General features: G+C 32.2%; 15 protein-coding genes. 13 read left to right on the top strand and 2 right to left on the bottom strand.

Going from position 1 to position 12499, the window contains the following annotated elements; genetic code table 11:
* Positions 1-73 precede the first annotated feature (73 nt).
* Positions 74-367: a DUF3817 domain-containing protein gene (locus tag OD917_RS08485; protein WP_263523121.1), complete on the top strand. Its 294-nt coding sequence runs from the start codon at positions 74-76 to the stop codon at positions 365-367.
* The gene (locus tag OD917_RS08480) at positions 360-1607 is read left to right on the top strand and encodes a mechanosensitive ion channel family protein (RefSeq protein ID WP_263523120.1); all 1248 of its coding nucleotides are present in this window, start codon (positions 360-362) and stop codon (positions 1605-1607) included. The genes OD917_RS08485 and OD917_RS08480 overlap by 8 nt, the downstream gene beginning before the upstream one ends.
* A 219-nt stretch (positions 1608-1826) precedes the next feature.
* Here the strand turns inward: OD917_RS08480 and OD917_RS08475 are convergent, their stop codons facing one another.
* The gene (locus OD917_RS08475) at positions 1827-2249 is read right to left on the bottom strand and encodes a hypothetical protein (protein ID WP_263523119.1); all 423 of its coding nucleotides are present in this window, start codon (positions 2247-2249) and stop codon (positions 1827-1829) included.
* An 83-nt stretch (positions 2250-2332) separates the two neighbouring features.
* Here OD917_RS08475 and OD917_RS08470 point away from each other — a divergent pair, with 83 nt between their 5' ends.
* The 3 genes from OD917_RS08470 (at position 2333) to OD917_RS08460 (ending at position 4411) form a co-directional block, all read left to right on the top strand.
* The gene (locus tag OD917_RS08470; protein ID WP_263523118.1) at positions 2333-2734 is read left to right on the top strand and encodes a glyoxalase; all 402 of its coding nucleotides are present in this window, start codon (positions 2333-2335) and stop codon (positions 2732-2734) included.
* Between the two features lie 9 nt (positions 2735-2743).
* On the top strand, positions 2744-3337 hold the full coding sequence (locus tag OD917_RS08465; RefSeq protein WP_263523117.1) for a Crp/Fnr family transcriptional regulator: 594 nt from the start codon (positions 2744-2746) through the stop codon (positions 3335-3337).
* A 102-nt stretch (positions 3338-3439) separates the two neighbouring features.
* Complete coding sequence (locus tag OD917_RS08460) at positions 3440-4411, top strand: zinc-binding alcohol dehydrogenase family protein (RefSeq protein WP_263523116.1); 972 nt, start codon at positions 3440-3442, stop codon at positions 4409-4411.
* A 165-nt stretch (positions 4412-4576) separates the two neighbouring features.
* Here OD917_RS08460 and OD917_RS08455 read toward each other — a convergent pair whose 3' ends face one another.
* Positions 4577-6553 (bottom strand): dehydrogenase E1 component subunit alpha/beta, encoded by a 1977-nt coding sequence (locus OD917_RS08455; protein ID WP_263523115.1) that lies wholly within the window; start codon positions 6551-6553, stop codon positions 4577-4579.
* Between the two features lie 190 nt (positions 6554-6743).
* Between OD917_RS08455 and OD917_RS08450 the strand changes: the two genes are divergently transcribed.
* From OD917_RS08450 to OD917_RS08415, 8 genes are all read left to right on the top strand, one after another.
* Entirely contained in the window at positions 6744-7694 is a 951-nt protein-coding gene (locus OD917_RS08450; protein WP_263523114.1) for an isopenicillin N synthase family dioxygenase, read from the top strand.
* Between the two features lie 107 nt (positions 7695-7801).
* Positions 7802-8134, top strand: coding sequence for a translation initiation factor (locus OD917_RS08445; protein ID WP_263523113.1), 333 nt, complete (start codon positions 7802-7804; stop codon positions 8132-8134).
* Positions 8135-8233: 99 nt separating this feature from the next.
* Positions 8234-9103, top strand: coding sequence for a nucleoside phosphorylase (locus tag OD917_RS08440; RefSeq protein ID WP_263523112.1), 870 nt, complete (start codon positions 8234-8236; stop codon positions 9101-9103).
* Positions 9104-9114: 11 nt separating this feature from the next.
* Positions 9115-9555 carry a DinB family protein gene (locus OD917_RS08435; RefSeq protein ID WP_263523111.1) on the top strand — a complete coding sequence of 147 codons (441 nt, stop codon included), beginning with the start codon at positions 9115-9117 and terminating at the stop codon, positions 9553-9555.
* A gap of 3 nt (positions 9556-9558) precedes the next feature.
* Positions 9559-9951: a VOC family protein gene (locus OD917_RS08430; RefSeq protein ID WP_263523110.1), complete on the top strand. Its 393-nt coding sequence runs from the start codon at positions 9559-9561 to the stop codon at positions 9949-9951.
* The gene (locus OD917_RS08425) at positions 9951-10427 is read left to right on the top strand and encodes a DUF4265 domain-containing protein (protein WP_111291127.1); all 477 of its coding nucleotides are present in this window, start codon (positions 9951-9953) and stop codon (positions 10425-10427) included. Before OD917_RS08430 ends, OD917_RS08425 begins: the two co-directional genes overlap by 1 nt.
* Before the next feature lie 66 nt (positions 10428-10493).
* Positions 10494-11345 carry a substrate-binding domain-containing protein gene (locus OD917_RS08420; protein ID WP_111291129.1) on the top strand — a complete coding sequence of 284 codons (852 nt, stop codon included), beginning with the start codon at positions 10494-10496 and terminating at the stop codon, positions 11343-11345.
* 19 nt (positions 11346-11364) lie between these two features.
* Entirely contained in the window at positions 11365-12297 is a 933-nt protein-coding gene (locus tag OD917_RS08415; RefSeq protein WP_263523109.1) for a transglutaminase, read from the top strand.
* The last annotated feature ends 202 nt before the right edge of the window (positions 12298-12499 follow it).

Below are 12499 nucleotides of genomic sequence, written 5' to 3'. Positions count from 1 at the left end.
ACTTTCTTTATAAATATCCGAAAAACCAACGATATTACTTAATTTTGCCGCATAAAACTTAAAAAGTACCAATATGCTCAAGATTTTCAAAGTTACTGCCATTTTAGAAGGAATCTCTTATTTAGTATTATTTGCTAATATGTTGATTATCAAAAACAATAATCCTGAACTTTACCATACCTTATTACGTCCGTTAGGAATGACACACGGTGTTTTATTTATCGGATATATTCTTTTAGCGTTTTTATTGAAAAAATCTATGAATTGGGATTTAAAAACATTCGGAATCATTTTGGTTGCTTCACTTATTCCGTTTGGTACTTTTTATATAGAGAAAAAATATTTAGAAACTAAAGCAAATGCATAAGCTTTTGGAGAAAATATTTAATTTTTTATATCCTATTTTTAGAGATTGGGGAATGAGCCGTAATGTTGCGTCTTATACCAGTTTAATCTTTAATATTGCTATTTTAATAGCATTGGCTTACGTTATTTATTACGCAGCCAAATTCGTTTTAGTTACTCTGACAGCTATTTTTGCTCAGCGTACCAAAACAAAATTTGATGATTATTTAATTCAGAATAAAACCACTAGATATACAGCTTATCTAATTCCGTTTTTCTTTATTTATAAAGCAGTTCCCGTTATTTTAGATCGGTATGAATATTGGGAATCAATCTTCGGAAAAATTGTAGGCATTTATATAGTATTGCTTGGATTATGGATCGTTAGAACGGTTTTTAATTCGTTACGCGATTATTTAAAGCAAAAGCCAGAATACAGCGACAAACCAATTGACAGTTTTGTTCAGGTTATTATGATTGTCCTTTGGATTTTCGGAGTTGCTATGATTATTTCGACTTTATTCGGAATTAAAAAAGGCGAATTGTTAACCATTTTAGGAACACTTTCAGCGATAATTATCTTGATTTTTAGGGATACAATTCTTGGATTTGTTTCGAGTGTTCAGGTTGCGATAAACGACATGGTTCGCATTGGCGACTGGATTACAATGGACAAATTTGGTGCTGATGGAGATGTAATTGAAATTAATTTGACAACCGTAAAAGTTCGAAATTTCGACAATACGATTACTACAATTCCAACTTACGCTTTAAGTTCAGATTCTTTTCAGAACTGGCGTGGTATGCAAAAATCGGAAGGACGCCGCATTAAAAGACACATTTTAATAAAAAGCAGCACAATTCGTTTTTTGAATGATGAAGATTTGCATCAACTGAAAAAAGTACAGCTGATAACATCTTATATTGATAGCCGTCAAGCGGAAATTGATAAATACAACGATCTTAGAGGAATCGACAAAACGCTTTCGCTAAATGGCCGAAACATGACAAATTTAGGTTTATTTAGAAAATACATTATTCAATATTTAACCGATCATCCTGGATTAAACAAAAATATGCATATCATTTGCAGACAATTACAATCTACAGCACATGGAGTTCCGTTGGAAATTTATGTTTTTTCGAGCGATAAACGTTGGGCAAACTATGAATATATCATGGCCGATATTTTCGATCATGTGATGGCATCAGTAAGATATTTTGATCTTGAAATTTTTGAATTGCCTTCTACGTTGAGTTAATTTTTGTTTCAAGTTTCAGGTTTCAAGTTGAAATAGATTGCGTGTATTTTTACCGCAAAGTTCGCAAAGGTTTTACGCAAAGTTCGCAAAGTTTTTTAGACAAAGCTTTGCGAACTTTGCGTTTTTAGTAAGTCTAACTTATAAAAAAACCTTGCGTGCTTTGCGGTAAAATACACAAGCCATTTCAATTTGGAATTTGGAATTTAAATTTTGGAATTTTTATTGCCTCTCCTCTATTTTCTCAAAAAGAAACTCAGGATTTTGATATTCAATAGGAACTTCTGGAACATAACACGGAAGATTAAAATAAGTTCCAATTACTCCTTTTCCTAAATAAAGTTTATTGTCTTTCTTTAAAAGTGCTAAAGGAACTCTTTTCCACGCGCCGCCAAAAGAAATATAGTGGTAATCTCCGCGAAGCGTGTCGCCTCTTAAATTCCCTCTTACATCGCCAGAATCTTTTCCAGTTCCATAATGCGAAATTTCATAGCGCCCGTAAAAGCGCTTGTCGTTTATGTGTATATCTAAAACAGCTGTATCTTTATTATTTACAGCACGATACAAAGCACGGTTGTATTTTTCTTTGTCTTCTTTAGAATTACAAGAAACCAATAATAAGCAGAGAAATAGAAAAAAGCGCATAATTTATTTTTTATAAAAACAAAAATAGGTTTTTACTGTTGGAATATTTAGTTAACTTTAAAGAAAACTAAAAACAAAACCCCATGGAAGATAGAGACACTTTTTTAAAAGAATTCAGAGGCGAAACTTTAGGAACAGTAAGTGCTCAATCTTCAGCAGATGAGTTGTTTCAAAACCAAACAATCAGGCCAATTTTAAAACTTCAAAACGATTTATTTATTGCAGTTTTTATTAATTATGTAAATAAAAACAAGCGTGATTTTTATTCTTATTCGGTTGAGAAGAAACTGCAAACTATTGAAAATTCAATTCAGAAAGATATTAAGTTCCGAAATTCCCTAAAAGGAATCGTAATGGGACTTTTTACGCTTGACGAATATGATACTTATATTCAAAATTCATCTAATTTAAATAAACGTATGATGAATTTATTAATTGAAAGATTGAAAAGTCAAGTGCAACTTTTTGAATTTGAGTCTAATTAGGTCAGAAAAATGTTTGATCAATTTAGAGATAGATTTCCTATAACAGAAGAAAAATGGAACGAATACGTCGGTTATTTTAATCGAATTGAAGTTCCTACTAAAACTATTCTTTTGGAAGAAGGTGAAATTTCAAAAAAGCTTTTTATAATTGAAAAAGGCTGTATAAGGGTTTGGTTTAATAACAACGGAAAAGATCTCACTACGCAATTCTTTTTTGAAAATCAGAGCGTTGCTTCTATCGAAAGTTTTATGAAGAAACTTCCGAGCCCGACAAATATAGAAACAATTGAGCCTTCAGTTTTGTGGTGGATTCATAAAAATGATCTAGATAAAATTCTCGAAGAAATCAAAGAAATTCCAGAATTGAGGGATAGTCTCATTAATAAGCTTTTTGAGCGTACTTTCGATTATATGAAATATTTTGTTTCGTTCATAAAAGATTCCCCAGTAGAGCGTTATACTAACTTAATTAAAGAAAGGCCTCAAATCATAATGCGTGTTCCTCAACATTATATTGCTTCTTATTTAGGAATAACTACTGTACATTTAAGCAGAATAAAAAGCAAATTAGTAAATAAAAAAATAGTTGACAAGCCAAATTAAATTAGCTTATATAACTTATATGGTTTAATAAAAATTTGATAACAAATGTTATCGTCTGCCTGTAAACGGCTTTATAATTTTGCTTCATAAAATTTAATAATTATGAAAGCAGCAGTAGTTTACAAAAAAGGCGAATCGCCAAAATATGCAGAATTTCCAGAACCAATTGCATCCAATGAAAATGAAATTTTAGTTTCGGTAAAAGCCGTAGCCATTACAAATCTGGATAAAGGAATTGCAAGCGGAGAACATTATTCTTCAGAAAAAGAAAATCAAAACGGTTTTGTCGTAGGAAGCGACGGAATTGGTGTTTTAGAAGATGGAACAAGAGTTTATGCGCGCGGAATCTCGGGAACAATCGCCGAGAAAGCTTTAGTGGAGAAAAACAGAATGGTGGTTTTGCCAGACGGAATTGATGATGCAACAGCTGCTGCAATGCCAAACGCTGTCGCAGGTTCGGCAATGGCACTTCGTTTTAGAGCTGGCATAAAACCAAGCGAAACGGTTTTAATCAATGGAGCGACTGGTTTTACGGGCCAATTGGCAGTTCAAATCGCTAAGTATTATGGAGCTAAGAAAATAATCGTTACAGGAAGAAATGAAAAAACTCTTGAAAGCCTATTAGAATTAGGTGCTGACGAAATTATTTCTCTAAAGCAAAGTGATGAATTATTTTTTTCTCAATTAAAAGAAAATCATCTAAAGACTCCAATTGATATTGTAATTGATTATTTATGGGGACATTCTGCAGAAATTATTCTTTCAGTTTTAAAAGGAAATGGAAATTTTACTCCCAAAACACGTTTTGTAAATATTGGTTCCATGTCTGGAGATACTATTCAGTTATCAGCTCAGATTTTACGAAGCGTTGATCTTCAGTTGTCTGGGTCAGGATTAGGAAGCTGGACAAAAGAAGAAGTGAAATTGTTGTTTTCTGAAATACTTCCTGAAATGTTTCTTTTGGCTTCTAAAAATATATTAAAAGTAAATATTGAAACAGTGAAAATTTCAAATATTGAAAAAATGTGGAACGCAGAAGTTCCAAATGGGAAACGTTTAGTTGTGGTAATCTAAAATATTTTAACACATAGAAACATAGGATTGCTGTTTTTTAAAAGAGAATTAGAAAGAAACTGGTTTCTCACACATAAGTCCCGAAGCTTCGAGATGTGTTTAAATAAGTGAAACGCCTTTTTAGATTCTAAATTCTATGTTTCTATGTGTTTAAGTTCTTATGTTTTAATATTCTAATAACTCCTTTAAAACTTCCTCAAATCTATCTCTAGGTAAAAACTGATCTTCAAGCGCTTTTGTAAAAGGAATTGGAGAATCTAAACTTGCTACACGTTTTACTGGAGCATCAAGATATTTGAAACAATTTTCCATAATTAAAGCAGAAATATCACTTGCAATTCCACCAAACATTGTGTCTTCCTGATAGATTATTGCTTTTCCTGTTTTCTTAACCGAAGCGAAGATAGTTTCAGTATCTAAAGGTTGCAACGTTCTTAAATCTATTAAATCAGCATCGATTTCTGGGTGTTTTGCTAAAGTGTCTAAAGCCCAGTGAACTGGTGCGCCAAAAGCAATAATTGTTACTTTAGAACCTTCTTTTAGCAAAGCCGCTTTTCCAAACGGAATTGTGTAGTAATCAGTTGGAACATCTTGATAAATACTTCTGTATAATAATTTATGCTCGAAAAACAAAACCGGATTTGGATCATTTACAGCAGTATTCAATAATCCTTTTGCATCATAAGGAAATGCTGGATAAACTACTTTTAAACCTGGTGTTTTAGTGAACCAAGCTTCATTTGTCTGAGAATGAAATGGTCCAGCCTGAGTTCCTCCGCCGCAAGGCATACGAACAACAACATCGGCATTTTCGCCCCAACGGTAATGAGATTTAGCCAATAAATTTACAATTGGGTTAAAACCTGTTGAAACGAAATCAGCAAATTGCATTTCTACAATTGCTTTATAGCCATTGATTGATAATCCCATTCCAGTCGAAATAACAGCACTTTCGCAAATTGGCGTATTACGTATTCTGTCTTTTCCAAAAGCATCAACAAAACCATCCGTAATTTTAAAGGCTCCGCCATATTCAGCGATATCTTGCCCCATAATTACTAAATTTCTATGACGCCACATAGATTGCTCTAATCCGTTACGAATAGCATCTATAAATCGAATATTTTTTGTGTCAGAATTATGTGTATATTCTTCATATTGAAATGGTTTATAAACATCATCTAATTCTCCACTGTAAGTTGGTTCGATCTCAGGTTCTGCATTTGCCATTGCCCAATTTTCATCAATTTCTTGTTTTATTTCAGCATGAAATTGCTCGTCTTGTTCCGTGGTTAGAATTCCGTTTTCAACCAAATATTTTCTATAATTTGTAACAGGATCTCTTAGTTCCCATTGATCCATTAAATACTGAGGAACATATTTTGTGCCACTTGCTTCTTCATGTCCGCGCATTCTGAAAGTCTTAAATTCTAACAAAATAGGACGCGGATTCTCCTGCATTTCTTTCTTTAGCTGAGATAATTTATTGTAAACTTCAACAATATTATTTCCGTCAATAATCCAGCTTTCAATTCCGTAACCAATTCCTTTATCTGCAAGGTTTTCGCAAGCATATTGTTCGTTAGTTGGCGTCGAAAGTCCGTAGCCATTATTTTCAATGACAAACATTACAGGCAATTTCCAAACCGCTGCAATATTCAAAGCTTCGTGAAAATCTCCTTCACTTGTTGCGCCTTCTCCAGTAAAAACTGCTGTGATTTTTTTATTGTCTTGAAGTTTATTCGCAAGAGCAATTCCGTCAGCAATTCCTAATTGCGGACCCAAATGCGAAATCATTCCTATAATATTATATTCTTGTGTTCCAAAGTGGAAACTTCTGTCACGACCTTTTGTAAAACCATTTGCTTTTCCTTGCCATTGCGAGAACAAACGATGAAGCGGAATTTCTCTTGTTGTAAAAACACCAAGATTTCGGTGCATTGGAAGAATATATTCTGACTGGTCTAAAACAGCTGTAACTCCAACAGCGATTGCTTCTTGACCTATTCCAGAAAACCATTTAGAAACTTTTCCTTGTCGAATTAAGATCAGCATCTTTTCTTCGATCAATCTAGGTTTTAATATTTTTTTATATAAATCTAATAACTCAGTATTTGTAAGGTTTTGTCGGTAAAAAATCATGTATTTTTTTCTTTTTTTGGTGTTTCAAATATAACAATTTACAGCAATTTTATTGGATTCTGAATTAAAATTTTAATCAGAAATCTGCTTTTAAGGGTTGCGCTTGAGATTATTTTCTAAAATATTATCTACCTTTGTTAGCGAAAAGGTGCTTATGACACCTTTGTTCTTTAAATAAAAAATGTAAAGTATGCAAAACATTCCTAGTGTAGACTTACGTGATTTCCTTTCGGACGACCCGAAACGTAAACAAAAATTTGTAAATGAAATCGGCAGTGCATTTGAAAACATTGGCTTCGTAGCTTTAAAAGGTCATTTTCTTGATGATCAATTGGTTGACGAACTTTATGGAGAAATTAGAAAATTCTTCTCCTTGCCAATAGAAACTAAGCATAAATATGAAATTCCTGGAATTGGCGGACAAAGAGGTTATGTTTCTTTTGGAAAAGAACATGCTAAAGGACGTAAAGAAGGAGATTTAAAAGAATTTTGGCATTTTGGTCAATACGTTGACGCAGATTCAAGATGGGCTTCAGAATACCCAGAAAATGTTGAAGTTACCGAATTACCTCGTTTTAATGCTGTTGGTAAAGATGCGTATCAAAAACTAGAAAAAACGGGAGTTTATGTTTTAAGAGCTTTAGCTTTACATTTAGGATTAGATGAGTTTTATTTTGACAATTATGCAAAAGAAGGAAACTCAATTTTAAGACCAATCCACTACCCTCCAATTACTTCTGAGCCAGAAAACGCAATACGTGCAGCAGCTCACGGTGATATCAATTTAATCACTTTATTAATGGGAGCTCAAGGTAAAGGATTGCAAGTTCAGAATCATAATGGCGAATGGATTGATGCGATTGCTGAAGATGATGAATTAGTAATTAATGTTGGTGATATGTTATCTAGACATACTAACAATAAATTAAAATCTACAATTCATCAAGTGGTAAATCCACCAAGAGAATTATGGGGAACTTCTCGTTATTCAATTCCTTTTTTCATGCATCCAGTAAGCGATATGCGCTTGGATTGTTTAGAAAATTGTATTGACGAAGAAAATCCTAAAAAATACGAAGATATTTCTGCTGGCGAGTTTTTATATGAGCGTTTGGTAGAACTTGGTTTAATCAAAAAATAACCTTTTCAATCTTCAATAATTTAAAATTCCAAATTCCAAAACTATTTTTTTGGGATTTGGAATTTAATTTTTAAAAACTCACTATATTTAGAATTTAAAATAGTTTTATGGACTTAAAAGATCAATTAAAGAATTTATTTCCGGAGCATGTTGAATCAAATGAGCCAGAACAAGTTGAAGAACAAGAACATGTCCTTTACGTTCAAAAAGAGCCTATGATCTGTAAATTTGAAAAACGAAAAGGAAAAGCAACCACAATTATTGAAGGTTATGAAGGTTCTGACGAAGATTTTAAAATCTTAGCCAAAGAAATCAAAACCAAATTAAGTGTTGGCGGAACTTTTAAAGATGATTCAATTATAATTCAAGGCGATTATCGAGATAAAATTATGGCAATCTTAAAAGAAAAAGGATTTAAAACCAAACGTGTGGGAGGCTAAATAGTTTCAGGTTTAAAGTTTCAAGTTGCCCAATAACTTGAAACATGAAACAAAAAAACGTAGAACCTTAGCATCTCAGAACCTTAGAAACTTAAAAAAATGATTCAATCATCAGAATTAATACTTAACCCAGATGGAAGTGTTTACCACTTAAACCTTCGTCCTGAACATATAGCACACGACATTATTTTTGTTGGTGACCAAAACAGAGTAGAAAAAATCACTCAATTTTTCGATTCTATCGAATATTCTACTCAAAAAAGAGAATTTAAAACCCAAACAGGTATTTACAAAGGCAAAAGGATTTCTGTCGTTTCTACAGGAATTGGACCTGATAATATTGATATTGTCCTTAATGAATTAGATGCTTTAGTAAATATCGATTTAAAAACGCGTCAGCCAAAAAAAGAATTAACTTCTTTGAATATTATCAGAATTGGAACTTCGGGTTCTTTACAAGCAGATATTCCTGTTGATAGTTTTGTGATGTCAAAATTTGGTTTAGGATTAGATAATATGCTTCGCTCCTATCTAATTGATGATGTTTCTATCACAGAAATTGAAGATGCGTTTGTAAAACATACCAATTGGGATCCCAAAAAAGGGAAACCTTATGTAACGCAATGTTCTGATAAATTAGAAAAAATAATTGAATCAGATAGAATTTTCAAAGGAATCACTGCAACTGCGGGCGGATTCTATGGCCCTCAAGGAAGAGTTTTGCGTTTGAATATTCAAGATGAAGAATTGAATAATAAAATGGATAATTTTAGCTTTAATGAAACTAAAATTACTAATTTAGAAATGGAAACAGCAGCGATTTATGGACTATCGGCTCTTTTAGGTCATAATGCATTATCATTAAATGCTATTATTGCCAATCGTGCAAGCGGAACTTTCAGTGAAGATCCATATAAAGCTGTTGATGAATTAATTGCTTATACATTGAATAAATTAGCAGGTAATTAATTAGATACTTTATGCAAACGGCTATTCTTAAATTTGAAGAGTTATTGGACGAAAATGTCAATTATATTCCAACAATACAGAATGAAGTTTTGGAAGAAAAAAAATTTGGAAAATGGTCTAAAAAAGAGATTTTAGGGCATTTGGTAGATTCTGCAATTCATAATCTTGTTCGTTTTACAGAGATTAACTATTCAGAAAAACCATATCGTCACAGACCGTATAATCAAATAGATTTAGTAAATATAAATCAATATCAGAAAATAGACATTAAGGAACTGACTCAGCTTTGGTATACAATAAATAAACAAATAGTTAGATTAATGAAATCTGTGGATGAAAAAGCTTTAAATTATAAAATCATTTTGACCGACGAATCTGAAATAGATTTAAGGTTTTTAATGACTGATTATGTTGAACATTTAGAACATCATATTAATCAAATAAGAGCATAAGTTATGTTTTTGAGAGTGGCTAGACATACAAATGATTTAGAAAAAATTGAAAGTTTTTATGTAGATGTACTCGGTTTTGAAAGATTAGGCGGATTCGAACATCATAATAATTACGATGGAGCTTTTATTGGAAAACCAGGTTTAGACTGGCATTTTGAATTTACTCAATCACAAGTTTCGGCAAAACATATTTTTGATGAAGACGATGTTATGGTCTTATATCCTAAAACTATTGCAGATTACGATAAATTAGTAAACAAATTGAAACAGCAGAATATTGCAATTATACCGTCATTGAATCCATTTTGGAATGAAAATGGAAAAATGATTCAAGATCCTGATGGTTATAGAATTGTTATATCGCCACTAAAAGCTGTTATAAGTGAAATTGAATAATGGAACAAGAAACACATAAAAAAATATTATTTAAATACTATAGTGATTATCTAGACGAAGTAGTATCTGAAACGATGTGGGCAGAAATTATTGATCTAGAAAAAGGTCTTTTCAAATTGGATAACATTCCTTTTTTTGGACCTTTAATCGCAACAGACGACATTTTTTACGCAGAATATGATGAGACAGAAGAGCGTTTCATGCATAGAAAAACGATTCAGAATTCTGGAAATTCGATTGTTCAAATTGCTATTCTGGAAAAAGGTTTTGATAAAGAAATTATCCGAGAAAAATTAAAGGCAATAAATTGTTTGTCGGAGGGTTTAAACGAAACTTTTTTTGCTGCAGAAATAGCAAAAGATGTAGATTATTCTTTAGTAAGAAGTCTTCTTAACGAATATGAAAGTCAAGATATCATTGAATTTGCAGAACCTTGTCTTTCAGAAAAACACAGAACAGATTTATTAAAAAACTAACCAAGCTTAACAATTAGATTACGCATACGCATACCAAGCAAGCAACTTAACTTAAACTTAAAATAAATGAAAACTGTCAAAATTGCGGGTGTTCCGGAACACTTCAATTTGCCATGGCATCTCTGTATTGAGAACGGCGAATTTGAAGAAGAGAACATCGACTTACAATGGACTAATGTTCCAGAAGGAACAGGGAAAATGTGTCAAATGCTTCGTGACGGAGAAACAGATTTAGCTGTTATTTTGACCGAAGGAATTCTTAAGGATATTTCAGCCGGAAATCCGAGCAAAATTGTTCAGATTTATGTGCAATCTCCTTTAATTTGGGGAATTCACGTTGACGCAAAATCTGATTTTCAAACTTTGAAAGATCTAAAAAACAAAAAAGCAGCTATTTCAAGACTTGGCTCTGGATCGCAATTAATGGCTTATGTTAATGCAAATGAACAAGGCTGGGAAATGGATGATCTTCAGTTTGAAATAGTAAATACAATTGACGGTGCTGTCGATGCTTTAACAAACAAAAAAGCAGATTATTTCATGTGGGAACGTTTTATGACAAAACCTCTTGTAGATAAAGGTATTTTTAGACGTATCGACGACTGCCCTACTCCTTGGCCTTCATTTATTATTGTTGGACGCGACGAGTTCTTAAAAAAGAATGCCAAAGTGGTAGAAACTATTCTTAAAATCATCAACAAAACAACTGTTGATTTTAAAGAAATTCCTGAGATAGACAAGAAATTGTCTAAACTGTTCAATCAGAAAGCTGAGGATATCAAAGAATGGCTGAAATTGACACAATGGTCACAGAAAAACCTAACCGAAAAGTCTTTTAATAAAATTCAAAATCAATTATTTGATCTGGGAATTATTGATAAAAAAAGTATTTTTGTAGAAACCGTAAAAGCACTGTAATACTGCTTTTTTGATTCGTATGATGAAATTCCCTAAAATTGACTTTCCGCAGTTAAAATCTAAACTACAGGTGAAATCACCGTGGGATAGGATTATTATTTCGCTGTTGAGTCTTTTAATTACTATTCCGATTTTCATCATACTGCATCAAAATCTGATCGATTTAGAATGGGCTTTCAATCTAGATCGTGTATTCATCTTTATATTTGTTTTTGCAGCAATATTTTTTCTTCTGATGTATCTCAGAACAATAATTATTTTATGTGTTGCAGTTTATTTACTAATTCTATTTTACGGATCTGTAATTGGAAATTATGGTTTCAGCGAAATCTCAGAAGATTATAATTCGATGATTTACACCATGTCTGACAATCCATATCCGCAAGATATAATTGTAGCAAAACTACTTCCATTTCCTAATAAAACAAAGATTATCAATGCTATAGAATATCAAAATCCTAAAGTGCGAAATTTTGCTATTATGGCAACAACGAAACATTTTAAAGGGATTAGGGGATATTCAGATTATCGAACTATAATTCAGTGTTTTGCTGTTTTTAAAGAAATCAACAGCAGATGGAATTATGTAAACGACCCTAAAGAAGGTGATTACATCGCAACTGCCAGTGAATCTTTAGATTATTTCTCAGGTGATTGCGATGATCATTCTATTTTAATGGCGGCGGCTGTTCGTTCTATTGGCGGAACTCCACGCCTTATTCATACTAAAGGGCATATTTATCCTGAAATTTTAATTGGTTCTATGATTGATCTTGAAAAAGTCAATTATTTGATTAAAAACGTGTTATTTGTAAAAGAGAGTTATGGTAAAAAACTTCATTATCATATAGACGAACGCGGACAAGTTTGGATGAATCTGGATTATACGGCAACTTACCCTGGAGGGCCGTTTATGTATGAAGAAATTTTAGGGGCTTTAACCCTTAATTAAGATACCTCTAAAAGCTAAATAATCTCATTCAGTTAACTTTTTTGCTGTAATTGTAATCTGCTGAATATCAGTTTAACTCCCAATAATAAAGGCTTTTTAGATTATAGGCAGTTTCAAATTAGAAGTAAAAAAAATCTTTGTAAATATTTGATTTCGAATATTTTAATTTCATTTTTTTTTGTAACTTTTTCCTGTTTAACTT

It is taken from the genome of Flavobacterium sp. SH_e, from assembly GCF_025717045.1.
Classification (GTDB): domain Bacteria; phylum Bacteroidota; class Bacteroidia; order Flavobacteriales; family Flavobacteriaceae; genus Flavobacterium.
The sequence above is the reverse complement of the archived record's forward strand: the minus strand, read 5'-3'. Positions and strand labels throughout refer to the sequence as shown.